Below are 15354 nucleotides of genomic sequence, written 5' to 3'. Positions count from 1 at the left end.
ACACTCCTTACTTTTGCGGTTTAAGCATTGCAATTACAAAGTCTTTTGCACTTTCGACTTTACCTTGGTTTACCGCGGAAGCTGGATCGACGTGTTTTGGACAGACTTCCGAACAATAGCCAACAAATGTACAGCTCCACACCCCATTTTTACCATTAATAATCTTCATTCGTTCTTCTTTACCGTGGTCACGATTATCAAGGTTGTAACGATGTGCAAGCGTTAATGCAGCAGGTCCAACAAACTCAGGATTTAAACCAAATTGTGGGCAAGCGGCATAGCATAAACCACAGTTGATACACATTGAGAAAGTACGATACTTCTCAAGTTGTGCTGGTGTTTGTTTCGTACGGCTTTTGGCTAACTCTGAAGATGGATGCGGTTTACCGTCTAATGCAGGTGCTTGGTTGCCGATAATATAAGGCTTAATGGCTTCTAAGCTTTCAATAAAGTGGCTTAAATCAACGACCAAATCACGCTCAATTGGGAAATTCGCCAATGGCTCAATACGCATATGACCACTATAGTCACGTAAGAACGTTTTACAGGCTAATTTTGGCTTGTTGTTAACCATCATCCCGCATGAACCACAGATCGCCATACGACAAGACCAACGATAAGAAAGTTCAGGCTCTAATTTGTCTTTAATATAGCCTAACGCATCAAGCAATGACGTTTGATTATCGTAAGGCACTTGATAAGTCCGTAAGTATGGTTCTTTGTCCTGTTCAGGATTGTAACGCAATACTTCGATATTCATGATTGCTTGATTAACCATTTGCGTTCTCCTTATTGGCTTTTGCCGCTTCTTGTGCTTCGGCTTCTGCACCATAAACACGTTTGGCAGGTTGAGATTTCGTGATTTTTACATCGCTATATTCAATACGCGGTGCGTCATCTCCATTGTAGAAAGCAAGGGTATGTTTCAAGTAATTCACATCGTCACGTTCAGTGTAGTCTAAACGTTGGTGTGCACCACGAGATTCCTTACGCTCAATCGCTGAGTTAGCAATAGATTGTGCAACATCTAAGATGTAACCTAATTCAACCGTATATAAGACATTGGTGTTAAACACGCTAGAACGGTCGGTGATGCGAATACGTTTGTAACGTTCTTTCAGTTCTGCAATTTTATCCACGGCTTTTTGCATACTTTCTTGAGTACGGTAAATACCACAACCTTCTTCCATGGCATCACCCATTTCATCGCGGATTTCAGACCAAGACTCATTACCTTCTTGGTGATATAAGTCTTCTAAACGTTGAACAATATCACGCGCTTGTGCATCTACTGCTGTTTGGTTAACAGCAGGCGCTTCAACAGCACGTTGTGCGGCGTATTCACCAGCTACGCGACCAAGAACCACTAATTCAGCCAAAGAGTTAGAGCCTAAACGGTTTGCTCCATGTAAACCTGAAGAAGCACATTCACCAACAGCGAATAAGCCTTTGATACGGGTTTCACTGTTGAAGTCCACTTCAATCCCGCCCATCGTGTAGTGTACAACTGGACGTACTGGGATTGGTGCTTTAGCAGGATCAACGCCTTCGTATGCTTGTGCTAATTCACAAATAAATGGTAAGCGTTCATGTAAGTATTTTTCACCTAAGTGACGTAAATCGAGGTGTACAACATCTACCCCTTTAGCGGTTTTTAAGGTGTTGCCTTTTTGTAATTCTTGCCAGAAGGCTTGTGAAACTTTATCACGAGGACCCAATTCCATATATTTATTTTCAGGTTTGCCGATTGGTGTTTCAGGTCCTAGACCATAGTCTTGGAGATAACGGTAACCGTCTTTGTTGACCAAAATACCACCTTCACCACGGCAACCTTCAGTCATTAAAATACCGGTATTTGGTAAACCTGTTGGGTGATATTGAACGAATTCCATATCACGTAACGGTACACCGTGACGGTAAGCCATTGAAAGACCATCCCCTGTTACGATACCGCCATTGGTATTGAAACGGAATGCACGGCAACCACCACCCGTTGCAATCACCACCGCATTGGCATTAATTTGTACTAAGGTCCCTTCCATCATGTTCATGGCAACCATACCACGCGCATGACCATCATCAACGAGAATATCTAAGACGAAGTGCTCATCAAAACGAACGATTTGCGGATATTGAATGGACGTTTGGAATAACGTGTGTAATAAGTGGAAACCGGTTTTATCTGCCGCGAACCAAGTACGCTCAATTTTCATTCCACCGAAACGGCGAACGTTGACATCACCATCTTGTTTACGGCTCCAAGGACAGCCCCAGCGTTCAAGTTGAGTCATTTCCACCGGTGAATGTTGCACAAAATATTCAACCACATCTTGTTCACATAACCAGTCGCCACCCGCCACAGTATCATGGAAGTGTTTATCATAAGAGTCTTCCTCTTTGATAACGGCAGCTGCACCGCCTTCTGCGGCCACGGTATGACTGCGCATAGGGTAAACTTTTGATACTAATGCAATTTTTAAGTTAGGGTTTGCTTCCGCTGCTGCAATCGCTGCGCGTAAACCACCGCCACCAGCACCTACAATTGCAATATCGACATTAACAGTTTGCACGATATTCCTCCAATCAGAATATAAAGTAAAAAGGAACCGGAATTGGTTCATTAGGGTAGTTTCATTTTGCCACTATTTTGGGATATTAATAACCTTTTTTTACAAGAAAAAACCAGTTTCGTGATCTACCTCAAAAAAGTTAAAACGGGTTTTTTTTAGAACGTTTATCCTAGATCGCTTTTTTTGCTGAAACCCTTTTTTTCTCTAGGGATAAATCAGATTTTTAAACGGGGATTTCGCCGACTTAAATAGAATGCGTAGATTATTTTCTGTACAAGTGTGAGGCAGAATTTGAAATAACCTAAGGGGATAGTTAGAATAGCGCCATCTTATTTATAAAACGGACAAGTTTATGTTTGAACAAGAAAATTGGCAGCCTTCAGCCTCTATTGAGAATTTGCTAGCACGAGCCAAGATTATTGCTGAAATTCGTCGCTTTTTTACTGATCGTGGTTTATTAGAAGTAGAAACCCCTGTACTCAGTGAATTTGGGGTCACGGATGTGCATTTATCGACGTTTAACACTACATTTATTTCACCTACAGCTGAAAAATCGAAAGCATTGTGGTTATCAACTAGCCCTGAATATCATATGAAGCGTTTACTTGCTGCTGGTAGTGGTCCTATTTTTCAGTTATGTCACGTGTTTCGTAACGAAGAAGCTGGGCAACGTCACAATCCTGAATTTACGATGTTGGAATGGTATCGTCCTCATTTTGATATGTATCGTTTAATTAATGAAGTGGATGATCTATTGCAGCAAATTTTGGATTGTAAACCAACAGAAAGTTTAAGTTATCAATTTGTTTTCCAAGAATATGTGGGCTTAGATCCACTTTCTGCGGAAAAAGCGGAATTAGTGGCAAAGGCAAAGCAATATCATTTACAGCAGGCTGAGCAAGAAGATCGTGATACTTTATTGCAATTTTTATTTAGCACTGTTGTTGAGCCGAATATTGGTAAAGAAAATCCGGTCGCAGTTTATCATTTCCCAGCAACACAAGCCGCACTTGCACAAATCAGCTCTGAAGATCATCGTGTTGCAGAACGTTTTGAGTTTTATTACAAGGGGCTTGAATTGGCGAATGGTTTCCATGAGTTAACAGATGTGAATGAACAATTGCATCGCTTTGAGCAAGATAATGTACAACGACAAAAAATGGGTTTGCCACAACGTCAAATTGATAAACGCTTATTAGGGGCATTACAAGCGGGAGTGCCGAATTGTTCTGGTATTGCATTAGGTGTGGATCGCTTATTGATGATTGCCTTAGGCGCAAATGCAATTCATGAAGTCATGGCATTTGGTATCGAAAACGCTTAAGCACGACGAGAATAAAAATAGGCAGAACAGTATCTGCCTATTTTTTTAGCTTATTTTGCCATTTTCACTTCTTTGACCCATTTGTCTGTGAGACGTTTGCCTTCTGCACTTGAACCAAAACGGTCAAAATCATAATTGATCAGTTTTAATTGCTTCGGATCGACAGATTGTGGCGAGGCTTCCGCATGGATATTAGTTGGAATTTGATAGACTTTGGTTTCTCGCCAAACCAATTCTTGCGCTTCTTTGGTTAATGCCCAGTCAACAAAGCGTTTGGCATTCTCAAGATTACGGGCATTTTTGACAATACTCATGCCTCCTAAAGAATAGCCATCGCCCTCACAAGGTTGGATGCTTTCAACTGGTGCGCCATTTTCTTTTTCTGTGGCATAACTGTGGACAAAACCAACCGCAACAGCAGATTCGCCACGTGATAAGTTGGTGGTAACCAACGCACTTTTCACATACTCTGAAACATTGGCATTGAGTTTTTTAAGATAATCAAATGCTTTTTCTTCACCCCATAATTCAATTAGCGTAGCGATAGCGGTATAGGTGGTGCCGGAGATTTGCGGATCAGGCATTTGTACATAGCCTTGTAAACGCGGATCGAGTAAATCTGACCAACATTTTGGATAGGTATCGATTCCTAGTTGTTTGAATTTCTCGGTATTAATACCAAATCCCAGTACCAACATATAAACGATAGAGGTCAAATCACCGCGCTTTTCAGTGAGAGCTCTAAATTGTGGCATAATGTCAGCTTGATAAGGTGAGCGGTAAGGTTCCAGTAAGGCTAAGTCACCAGCTTGAAAATGGTGTTCAATCGTCCCGCCATACCATACATCGGCTTGTGGATTATTTTTCTCTGCAATTAATTTTGCCAGTGTTGCGCCGGTGCTATTACGAATAAACTTTGTTTCAATGTCGTATTTTTTACTGAAGGTTTGTACCATTTTTTCGCAGGTAGTATTTTGTACACTGCAATAGACAGTAAGTTTTCCTTCAGCCAAGGCTTGTCCTGTCAACACAAAAGGTAACGCTAAGCACAGTTGAGAGACGGTTGACTTTAATTTCATGATGTTTAATTCCTTTTATTTTCTCGTCAGAGAAAACGGTGATCATTCATAGCGAACGGGGAACTGATGTTCCCCGTTTGTGGTGTTAAAATTCTTGAAAATTATACCGCACTTTGAAAAATCACGTTATCTGCTTTTTTAGTATAGCTGTTGATTTGGTCAAAGTTCATATAACGATAAGTGTCGTCCTTGTCTTGTTGTAAGTCTGCTGCAAAGGTGAGGTATTCTTCTGGCGTTGGTAATTTACCTAAAATCGCCGAAACCGCGGCTAGCTCGGCAGATGCAAGATAAACATTTGCGCCTTGTCCTAAACGGTTCGGGAAGTTACGCGTTGAAGTAGAAACCACCGTGGCATTATCAGCAACACGCGCTTGGTTACCCATGCATAATGAACAACCTGGAATCTCAATCCGTGCGCCACTTTTACCATAAATACTGTAATAACCTTCTTCACTTAATAATGCCGCATCCATTTTAGTTGGTGGGGCAATCCAGAGGCGAGTTGGAATCATGCCTTTGAACTTGGCTAATAATTTTCCTGCTGCACGGAAGTGACCTATATTTGTCATGCAAGATCCGATAAAGACTTCATCAATTTTATCGCCTTGGACTTCGGACAATAAACGCGCGTCATCGGGATCATTTGGTGCACATAAAATCGGTTCTTTGATTTCAGCGAGGTCAATTTCAATCACTGCCGCATATTCAGCATCAGGATCGGCTTCCATTAGTTGTGGATCAGCCAGCCATTGCTCCATGCCTTTAATCCGGCGCTCAAGTGTGCGCGCATCGCCATAGCCTTCGGCAATCATATATTTCAATAACACGATATTTGAATTTAAATATTCAATAATGGGTTCTTTCGCCAGTTTAATTGTACAAGCTGCGGCAGAACGTTCTGCTGATGCATCAGAAAGCTCAAACGCCTGTTCGACTTTTAAGTTCTCTAAGCCTTCAATTTCTAAAATACGTCCAGAGAAAATGTTTTTCTTGCCTTTTTTCTCTACGGTGAGCAAACCTTGTTTAATCGCATAATAAGGGATCGCATGCACCAAATCGCGCAAGGTAATTCCCGGTTGCATTTCGCCTTTAAAGCGCACTAATACTGACTCCGGCATATCTAATGGCATGACACCTGTGGCTGCTGCAAATGCCACTAAGCCAGAACCCGCAGGGAAGGAAATTCCAATCGGGAAACGCGTATGCGAGTCACCACCTGTACCAACTGTATCAGGTAATAACATACGGTTTAGCCAAGAGTGAATGACACCATCACCAGGACGTAATGAAACCCCGCCACGATTCATAATGAAATCAGGGAGTGTGTGATGTGTGACTACGTCAACCGGTTTTGGATAAGCCGCCGTATGACAGAAAGATTGCATCACTAAATCAGCGGAGAAACCCAAACAAGCAAGGTCTTTTAACTCATCACGAGTCATTGGTCCAGTGGTATCTTGTGAACCGACAGAGGTCATGCGTGGTTCACAGTATTGTCCTGGACGAATACCGTCTACACCACAAGCGCGCCCCACCATTTTTTGGGCAAGAGTAAAACCTTTTTGGCTTTCTGTACTGCATTGTGGTTTGGCAAAAATATCACTTTCAGGCAGACCTAATTCACAACGTGCTTTATGGGTTAGACCACGTCCAATGATTAATGGAATACGACCACCTGCACGCACTTCATCTAACAGCACATTGGTTTTTAAACTAAATTCAGCTAAAACCTCGTCAGTATCATGACGACAAATTTTGCCTTGGTATGGATAAATATCAATCACATCCCCCATGTTGAGTTCACTGACATCCACTTCAATTGGTAATGAACCGGCATCTTCCATTGTGTTGAAGAAAATCGGCGCAATTTTGCCACCCAGTACCACACCGCCAGCACGTTTATTTGGAATATAAGGAATATCTTCCCCCATAAACCAAAGCACAGAGTTGGTGGCGGATTTACGTGAAGAGCCTGTCCCGACAACATCGCCGACATAAGCCAATGGAAAACCTTTTTGTTTTAATTGTTCTAATTGTTTAATTGGTCCGACATTGCCAGCATCGTCAGGCTCAATGCCATCACGGGTATTTTTTAACATCGCCAATGCATGTAATGGAATATCTGGACGTGACCAGGCATCTTGGGCAGGTGACAGATCGTCAGTATTGGTTTCCCCTGTTACTTTAAATACGGTAACAGTGAGTTTTTCCGCTAATTTCGGACGAGATAAAAACCAATCTGCATTTGCCCACGAAGTCAAAACTTGTTTGGCAAATAGATTGCCTTTCTTCGCTCGCTCAGCTACATCGTGGAAGTTATCAAACATTAAAAGTGTGGTAGAAAGTGCTTCAACCGCAATTGGGGCGAGTGTTTCATCATCAAGCGCATGAAGAAGTGGCTCAATATTATAGCCACCTTGCATCGTTCCTAATAGTTGCACGGCTTTTTCTGCGGAAATGAGCGGAGACTGTACATCACGTTTTGCGACGGCGGCGAGAAACGAGGCTTTCACATAGGCGGCTTCATCAACACCAGCAGGGATACGCGTTTCGAATAAATTTAAAAGAAAGTCAGCTTTATCAGCAGGTGGGTTTTTTAGGAGTTCAATTAATTGGGCGGTTTGTTCTGCATCTAAAGGTTTCGGCACAATGCCTAATGCCGCACGTTCATCAACATGTTGTTGATAAGATTGTAGAAAGTCAGACATAGGTTACCTCATGGGGTTTGCTTTTATTTCTGTTAGGGAAAACCGCATTCGTATCAAGTGCGGTAAGGTTTCGTTACGAAATTGTTAAAACATACTATAATACGGAAAATTTATCCTCTCAACAGGAAAAAGCCGAATTTTTAGACTAGATCACGTTTCTTTATTTCCAACTTTGAAATTTTTCGCTAAAATGCCAACCAATTTTTAAATTAACAGATGGAAAAAATTATGTTTGGAAAAGGCGGTTTAGGCAATTTAATGAAACAAGCGCAACAGATGCAAGATCGTATGCAAAAAATGCAAGAAGAGATTGCGCAGCTAGAAGTTACTGGGGAATCTGGTGCGGGCTTGGTTAAAATTACTATCAATGGTGCGCATAATTGTCGTCGCGTAGAAATCGATCCTAGTTTAATGGAAGACGATAAAGATATGCTTGAGGACTTAATTGCCGCAGCATTTAATGATGCAGTACGTCGTGCGGAAGAATTACAAAAAGAGAAAATGGCGTCAGTTACTGCCGGTATGGCGTTACCACCAGGCTTTAAAATGCCGTTTTAATCTTTGTTTTCTTTGTGTTGTCAAAGAACGTAAACAAAAGCATCTTGATTAAGTGAGACAATAAAACTTTTTAAAATGACCGCACTTTTGAAAAATAGCTCAAAGTGCGGTCTGTTTTTTATGAAATTTATTTTGCATAGAAAAAGAAAAAACGGTCATTTTTCACTCATACACATTTAGGACAAAAGAGAAATACATCATGCAGACCAGCCCATTACTCGAACATTTGATCGAAAGTTTACGTTGTTTACCCGGTGTTGGACCAAAATCTGCTCAACGTATGGCATATCACTTATTACAACGTAATCGTAATGGAGGCATGGAACTTGCCCGCGCTTTAACGGAAGCGATGTCAAAAATCGGACATTGCAGCCATTGTCGTACTTTTACGGAAGAAGAGGTGTGCACGATTTGTAACAACCCTCGCCGTCAGCATTCAGGTCTACTTTGTGTGGTTGAGCAGCCGTCTGATATTCAAGCCATTGAACAAACAGGACAGTTTTCAGGGCGTTATTTTGTGTTAATGGGGCATTTATCACCATTAGATGGAATTGGTCCTAAAGAAATTGGTTTGCATTTATTACAAAAACGCTTGCAAGAAGAAAGCTTTCATGAAGTGATTTTGGCTACTAACCCAACCGTCGAAGGTGATGCCACAGCGAATTACATCGCAGAGCTTTGTATGCAACAAAATATCAAAGTCACCCGTATTGCGCATGGGATTCCAGTGGGGGGGGAATTAGAAATGGTGGATGGTACAACCTTGACTCATTCCTTTTTAGGACGTCGCCAACTCGGGTAAAATTCGATAATGCGATTATTTATAGCGGAGAAACCCAGCCTTGCAAGAGCCATTGCGGATGTGTTACCTAAACCTCACCAGCGAGGTGACGGCTTTATTAAGTGTGGTGCCGATGATTATGTGACATGGTGCATAGGGCATTTACTCGAACAAGCCGAACCCGATGCCTATGATCCCAAATTTAAGCAATGGCGCTTAGAACATCTGCCGATCATTCCTGAAAAATGGCAACTCATTCCCCGTAAAGATGTACACAAACAATTAACTATCGTTGAAAAATTGATTCATCAAGCGGATATTTTGATTAACGCAGGCGACCCCGATCGTGAAGGGCAGTTATTGGTGGATGAAGTGTTTAGCTATGCTAATTTAAGTGTCGATAAACTGAATCAGATTCAGCGTTGTTTAATTAGTGATCTGAATCCAAGTGCGGTTGAAAAAGCCGTGAACAAACTACAATCAAATCGCAATTTTATCCCTCTTGCTACTTCCGCTTTAGCACGAGCTAGGGCAGATTGGCTGTATGGTATTAACATGACACGCGCTTATACCTTGCGAGGTCGGCAAGCTGGTTATCAAGGTGTGTTGTCAGTGGGACGTGTACAAACCCCTGTGTTGGGCTTGATTGTGCGTCGAGATTTAGAGATCGAAAACTTCAAACCAAAGGATTTTTTTGAAGTACTTGCCCATATTCAAGCGGAAACACCAGAAAAAATCACCGCACTTTCTGCGCAAGAGAAAGCGGACATTCCACAATTTAAAGCCTTATGGCTGCCAAGTAAGGCGTGCGAAGATTATCAGGACGAAGAAGGACGTGTGCTTTCGTTAGGGTTAGTGGAAAATGTAGTCAAACGGATTGCGCAACAACCTGCAGAGGTGGTGGAGTATGTGGATAAACGCGAACATGAAAGTGCGCCGTTGCCTTATTCTTTGTCCGCGTTACAAATTGATGCGGCGAAACGTTATGGCTTATCGGCACAAGAAGTATTGGATATTTGTCAACGTTTGTATGAAACGCACCGTTTGATTACATATCCGCGTTCGGATTGCCGTTATTTACCAGAAGAGCATTTCGCGGAACGCACAAAAGTCTTTCAGGCGATTTCTCGCCATATTTCAGACTATCAGCCTTTGCCTGATATTTTAAATCCAGAGCAAAAAAATCGTTGCTGGAATGATAAAAAAGTAGAGGCACACCACGCCATTATTCCAACAGCGAAAAATACCCCCGTTAACCTGAATCAGCGTGAATGGCAAATTTATCATTTAATCGCACGGCAGTATTTAATGCAATTTTGTCCGGATGCAGAATATCGGAAAAGTAAAATAACCTTAAATATTGCGGGGGGCTCCTTTATTGCGCAAGCGCGGAATTTACAAGTTGCGGGCTGGAAACAACTTTTGGGGAAAGAAGACAGTGATGAGCAGCAAGAACCTTTATTACCTGTCGTGAAAAAAGGGCAGATTTTATTTTGCGAGAAAGGGGAAATTGTTAGTAAAAAAACACAACCCCCTAAACCCTTTACTGATGCGACATTGCTTTCTGCAATGACCGGAATTGCGCGTTTTGTACAAGACAAAGAATTGAAAAAAATTCTGCGGGAAACAGATGGGTTAGGGACAGAAGCAACAAGGGCTGGCATTATTGAACTCTTATTTAAGCGGGGTTTTTTATATAAAAAAGGACGCAATATTCACAGTACTGAAACTGGGCGTATTTTAATTCAAGCCTTACCCGATGTGGCAACACAGCCTGATATGACTGCGCATTGGGAATCACAATTGACCAGTATTAGTCAGAAAGAAATGAGTTATCAGCAATTTATGTCAACGTTGACGAACTTTTTACCTGAGTTGATGCGTTATGTGAACTTCGCCGCGTTACGCCAATTAAGTCAAGTGGAGAAACCTCCGTCTTTTTCGAAAAAGACGAGCGCGAAGTCTAAAAAGCGTCCTACTTAGCAAGGTAAAATGCCAGTTAGATAAAAGTTACATCTTTTGGACTTTGCTCAGGTAAGCGGGGGCTAATTGAGGCTGAATGAGTGAGGAATTAAGTACTGTTGAATAAAATACCAACAAGTGACATGGGAATGAAGAAAATTACTTGCGCTTCATGACGATATTCGATAATATCCGCACGTTAATTTAAATGCAAATTTGCACTTTAGAGAAGAGTATAATGTATCAAACACTATTATTGGGTTATGCAATCATTGCAATTGTCATCGTCTTTCTGATCTTGATTCAACAAGGTAAAGGTGCGGATGCTGGTGCGTCTTTTGGCGGTGGTGCCTCTGGTACAATTTTTGGTTCTGTTGGGTCAGGTAACTTTTTATCTAAAATGACAGCGCTTTTAGCGACAGCGTTTTTTGTGATGAGTATTGTGATTGGCAATGTTAACTCTCACCGTAATAACGTCAAGCAAGGCAAATTTGATGATTTATCTGCAACAGCTGAGCAAATTCAACAACAGCAAAAAATAGATGCGCCAGCGGTTGAGACAAAAAATAGCGATATTCCTCAATAATTAAAAAGATTAAGCTCTGGTGGTGGAATTGGTAGACACGCTATCTTGAGGGGGTAGTGTCCATCGGACGTGCGAGTTCAAGTCTCGCCCAGAGCACCATTTAAAAGAGAGCAAAAAGGCTAGAAATTAAAATTCTAGCCTTTTTTGTCAATGTGATTGCTAGATTATTTACAGCCTTTAGGTTTTCAAATTTTGAATATTTAATGGATTAAAATAGGTTATGCACAATATTTCATCAGAAGAATTAGAAACAATTCGTGGGCAAATGTTGAAATTTGCAACGTTGCAACTTAAAGATCCTATTTTGGCAGAGGATGTGGTACAAGAAGCCTTTGTTAGCGCATTAAAAAATATAGAGAGTTTTAAACGACAATCCGCATTAAAAACATGGATCTTTGCGATTTTAAAGAACAAAATTATTGACTACTTGCGCGTTAATCATCGTTTTGTGGTAGAAAGCGAACTTATCACTGATGAGGATGAAAATAGCTTTTTTGATGGTGGACGTTGGCGTAAAGAATATGCACCTTCTCGTTTACAAGAGAATGAAAATACGGTGTATTCTGAGCAATTTTGGGTTCTGTTTGAAGTGTGTTTGACGCGCTTACCGGCATTGCAAGCGAAAGTCTTTATGATGCGTGAGTATTTAGAGCTGACATCAGAGGATATTTGTTCAACAGAACAAATAACGACCTCGAATTTGCATGTATTACTTTACCGCGCTCGTTTACAGCTACAGCATTGTTTGACGACAAAAATGGGGGAGAGATAAATGAAATATTGTTTTAAAGTGACGAAACTCATCTCAGAATCTCATGAAAGACCATTATCCTTAGTCGAAAGCGTGGGGGTTAGGTTACATCGTTTAATGTGCCTAAGATGTGATAATTTCGGTAAAAACTGTGAAAGTTTAAGTCAAATGATGAAACAATTTGCACAGCAGCATGATAAAGACGAGAGTAAGCCTGAATAAAAAAGTGCGGTGAAAATGCAAAACATTTTCACCGTTTTTGTATTAAGACAAATGGATTGCGGTTTTTTAGTCTGTAACTGGACAGATGACATCTGCTTCAAACCAATTTGTCCACGCTTGTGCCAAAATCGGCTGTAAGCTAGCGTGATCAGCGATGAGATCCGCTAATGCCTGTGAGAGATGTAAGAGTGATGTCGGTTGCTCAGTAAGGTAAGTCAGTAACCAAAAATCTAATTCGGACAGTTTTTGCTGTTTTACCTGAAAATGTCGGTTACGCCAAACAATGATATGCGATGCAGCTTTTTCAAGCTGACTAAAGTGACTTGATAAAAAGTCCACATCATAACTTTTGAGGAAAGCAGCAGGAGATAATTGCATCTCTGTTCTCTCATCCCACGCTATCGGATCAGTAAGATTCGTTTTTTCTACCTCGGCAAGCAGTTGAGTATATTCAAAATCCATTAAAGCTAAAATGTCTGCCGAGAAATCAGTTTGTGTCTGACAAAAGGTAAGAAATTCTCCCGCGATATCTTGGAAATAGGGGGATGTTGCTTTCCCTTCTTGGATAAAACGTTCTTTCGTTTCTGCCCACCTTGTTGCTGAAAGATGATTTGGGGCTTCAACAAAACAGCGATCAATAAACCCAAATGTGTTATTACGTACTAAGCGAGCATAAACGGCTAAACGCTGTGGTGCATAACCATTTAAAGGGTCAGCATGCCCTAGACGTACGGCTTTAGCTAGAGCAGCTTGGGTTGCTTTAAGATTCGATGATTTAGGCTGCATGGCGATTTTCCACTGTCAGTTTAGCGTGTTTTTGTTGCAGTTGCGCAATATGTTCGACTTCAGCATAAAGCTCGGCAAACGGAGGGAAATTAAAATCACGTTCAAGTAATGTTGGTGGAATATGCGGTAAACGTTGATAAGCATATTCTAATAAATCCCAGACATTACCTTTTACCGCCTCACCATGTGTGTCCACTAATAATTGGGGGAGATGACGATATTCTCCTTTTATTTTATTAAAGGCTTCATCAGAAGGGGAAATCGGATTTGCGGCGCCATGTTCCTCATCGTGTCCTGCAATATGAATATAGTTTACACGGCTAACATCAACATGATCTAAAAAAACATAAGGATTGAGCAAGCCATGGTTCACACCATTCACATAAATATTATTGACATCTAAGTGAATACCACAGTTAGCCTCTTGGGCTATGGCGTTTAGAAATTCGACTTCGTTCATGGTACTGGTTGGTGAATGCAAATAATAGGACGTATTTTCTAAGGAAATTTGCATACCCAGAAAATCTTGTACTTCACGAATACGCTGTGCCACATGTTTTACGGCTTCTTCTGTAAATGGCATCGGGAGCAAATCATAAAGATGTCCGTCACATTCACAATAGCTTAAATGCTCAGAAAAAAAGACAGCTTGATATTGTGTCATTAATGCTTTAATGCCCTGTAATAAGGCTTTATCTAAAGGCGCCTGTCCACCTAAAGAGAGTGAAAGGCCATGGACGGCGAGTGGAAATCGTTCTGCCGCTTGATCAAATTTATAGCGCGCCGCCCCTCTCATTTTGATCCAATTTTCTGGTGCCACTTCCATAAAGTTGACAACGCTGTTGTCGGGCAGTAATAAAAAATCTTCAGCGAGATCACGACGATACCCTAAGCCTGCACCTTGTAACATCATATTGACTCCATTATTTTAATTAAAGCGCTGGTGTAAACATTACACCAGCAATCGTTGTGCTTTATTTAGAACCGCATTTTCCTTCGCCACATTTACCTTCAGCGGCTTTTGCTTTGTGATCATGTGTACCACATTTGCCTTCACCGCATTTACCTTCTGCCGCTTTTGCTTTGTGGTCATGTGCACCACATTTACCTTCACCACATTTACCTTCAGCCGCTTTGGTTTTTAGGCATTTACCTTCGACACATTGCTCAGCCTTCCCTGCTGATTTCATTTCTGCTTGTGCAGGCGCTGTTGCTGCCATGGTTAATGCACCGGCTAATGCGGCTAAAGTTGCCAATTTTTTCATCTTTAATCTCCTCTATGATGTATGAAATACTTTCGCATTTTTTTATTGATTTAAGGTCGGGGATTTTCGCTGTAGTAAGTGATCTACAGAGAATATTCCTGCCCCTTGAGTGATTAATGGTAACAAGGTGACGATATAAATTAAGGCCATTTTGTAACCATTATTACACACGTTATAACCCGCCCCTGCATGTACGCTGTACCAAGCAACAGCGGTTAAGATGGTCAGGCTTAATGCACTACAACGAGTGAAAAAGCCGAGAATGAGGAAGAACGGTAATAAGAGTTCTGCCCCCATTGCCAATGTCCAATTAAGATCGCTTGGGATGACATTGAATGGGAAAGGAAAACTTTCTTGTATTTCCATAAACCAGTTTTCGCCCTTCCATTTTTCTTTACCCGATTCAAAAAATTCCCAAGCGAGAAAAAGACGTAAACCAAGTAGGCCGATGCCAGTGCCAATCCATTGGATATTGGAATTTGTCTTATACATTATTTACCTCATTGTTATTACAAGTTATCCATACCTTGTAAGCCCATTGATGACATTTTCCATATGCCAGTTTTCAATGGTGTCGGGAAAAATTCCCTTTTAAGCAGGAATGGCTCTCCTTTCTTTTCTCTGCTTAAATGCGCCGAAGAGAACATCATTTTGGCTACTTAATGTGGAACCTCCTCTCTCACACAGAAGCCAGTCCCTATCCCTATGATCATTCGACATATAGCGCACTGGTTTTCCTTAATCATGGCGTTATGCTGGGAT

Annotated in this window: 15 protein-coding genes and 1 tRNA gene; 8 read left to right on the top strand and 8 right to left on the bottom strand. The window is 41.3% G+C overall.

The window, feature by feature from the left end; all coding sequences use genetic code 11:
* Positions 1-7: 7 nt before the first annotated feature.
* Positions 8-778 carry a succinate dehydrogenase/fumarate reductase iron-sulfur subunit gene (locus CKV69_RS05275; RefSeq protein ID WP_005723448.1) on the bottom strand — a complete coding sequence of 257 codons (771 nt, stop codon included), beginning with the start codon at positions 776-778 and terminating at the stop codon, positions 8-10.
* Complete coding sequence (gene frdA / locus CKV69_RS05270; RefSeq protein ID WP_005723450.1) at positions 771-2570, bottom strand: fumarate reductase (quinol) flavoprotein subunit; 1800 nt, start codon at positions 2568-2570, stop codon at positions 771-773. Before frdA ends, CKV69_RS05275 begins: the two co-directional genes overlap by 8 nt.
* 352 nt (positions 2571-2922) lie before the next feature.
* Here frdA and epmA point away from each other — a divergent pair, with 352 nt between their 5' ends.
* On the top strand, positions 2923-3894 hold the full coding sequence (gene epmA / locus CKV69_RS05265; RefSeq protein ID WP_005723452.1) for an elongation factor P--(R)-beta-lysine ligase: 972 nt from the start codon (positions 2923-2925) through the stop codon (positions 3892-3894).
* Positions 3895-3944: 50 nt separating this feature from the next.
* Here epmA and CKV69_RS05260 read toward each other — a convergent pair whose 3' ends face one another.
* Positions 3945-4973, bottom strand: a complete 1029-nt coding sequence (locus tag CKV69_RS05260) for an ABC transporter substrate-binding protein (RefSeq protein ID WP_014326232.1) — start codon at positions 4971-4973, stop codon at positions 3945-3947.
* A gap of 101 nt (positions 4974-5074) precedes the next feature.
* Entirely contained in the window at positions 5075-7681 is a 2607-nt protein-coding gene (acnB, locus tag CKV69_RS05255; protein ID WP_005723455.1) for a bifunctional aconitate hydratase 2/2-methylisocitrate dehydratase, read from the bottom strand.
* A gap of 228 nt (positions 7682-7909) precedes the next feature.
* On the opposite strand from acnB, the gene CKV69_RS05250 reads away from it, so the two are divergent.
* The 7 genes from CKV69_RS05250 (at position 7910) to CKV69_RS10760 (ending at position 12541) form a co-directional block, all read left to right on the top strand.
* Positions 7910-8239 carry a YbaB/EbfC family nucleoid-associated protein gene (locus CKV69_RS05250; protein ID WP_005723457.1) on the top strand — a complete coding sequence of 110 codons (330 nt, stop codon included), beginning with the start codon at positions 7910-7912 and terminating at the stop codon, positions 8237-8239.
* Between the two features lie 199 nt (positions 8240-8438).
* Complete coding sequence (recR, locus tag CKV69_RS05245) at positions 8439-9041, top strand: recombination mediator RecR (protein ID WP_005720705.1); 603 nt, start codon at positions 8439-8441, stop codon at positions 9039-9041.
* A 9-nt stretch (positions 9042-9050) separates the two neighbouring features.
* Entirely contained in the window at positions 9051-11003 is a 1953-nt protein-coding gene (locus CKV69_RS05240; protein ID WP_014326230.1) for a DNA topoisomerase III, read from the top strand.
* A 217-nt stretch (positions 11004-11220) separates the two neighbouring features.
* Positions 11221-11568, top strand: a complete 348-nt coding sequence (secG, locus tag CKV69_RS05235) for a preprotein translocase subunit SecG (protein WP_010906527.1) — start codon at positions 11221-11223, stop codon at positions 11566-11568.
* Positions 11569-11581: 13 nt separating this feature from the next.
* Positions 11582-11667 (top strand) — tRNA-Leu (locus CKV69_RS05230).
* Between the two features lie 121 nt (positions 11668-11788).
* Positions 11789-12340 (top strand): sigma-70 family RNA polymerase sigma factor, encoded by a 552-nt coding sequence (locus CKV69_RS05225; RefSeq protein WP_005720711.1) that lies wholly within the window; start codon positions 11789-11791, stop codon positions 12338-12340.
* A complete protein-coding gene (locus CKV69_RS10760; RefSeq protein WP_005720712.1) occupies positions 12341-12541 on the top strand; it encodes an anti-sigma factor family protein in 201 nt (66 codons plus the stop codon).
* A 66-nt stretch (positions 12542-12607) separates the two neighbouring features.
* Here CKV69_RS10760 and CKV69_RS05215 read toward each other — a convergent pair whose 3' ends face one another.
* From CKV69_RS05215 to CKV69_RS05200, 4 genes are all read right to left on the bottom strand, one after another.
* Positions 12608-13327, bottom strand: coding sequence for an HvfC family RiPP maturation protein (locus CKV69_RS05215; RefSeq protein ID WP_014326229.1), 720 nt, complete (start codon positions 13325-13327; stop codon positions 12608-12610).
* The gene (locus CKV69_RS05210; RefSeq protein WP_014326228.1) at positions 13317-14240 is read right to left on the bottom strand and encodes an HvfB family MNIO-type RiPP peptide maturase; all 924 of its coding nucleotides are present in this window, start codon (positions 14238-14240) and stop codon (positions 13317-13319) included. The genes CKV69_RS05215 and CKV69_RS05210 overlap by 11 nt, the downstream gene beginning before the upstream one ends.
* A gap of 61 nt (positions 14241-14301) precedes the next feature.
* Entirely contained in the window at positions 14302-14592 is a 291-nt protein-coding gene (gene hvfA, locus CKV69_RS05205; protein ID WP_014326227.1) for an oxazolone/thioamide-modified RiPP metallophore HvfA, read from the bottom strand.
* 42 nt (positions 14593-14634) lie between these two features.
* Entirely contained in the window at positions 14635-15084 is a 450-nt protein-coding gene (locus tag CKV69_RS05200; RefSeq protein ID WP_005720797.1) for an HvfX family Cu-binding RiPP maturation protein, read from the bottom strand.
* Positions 15085-15354: the final 270 nt, after the last annotated feature.

Source organism: Pasteurella multocida, from assembly GCF_900187275.1.
Classification (GTDB): domain Bacteria; phylum Pseudomonadota; class Gammaproteobacteria; order Enterobacterales; family Pasteurellaceae; genus Pasteurella; species Pasteurella multocida.
This window is presented reverse-complemented; position numbering and strand designations above follow the sequence as displayed.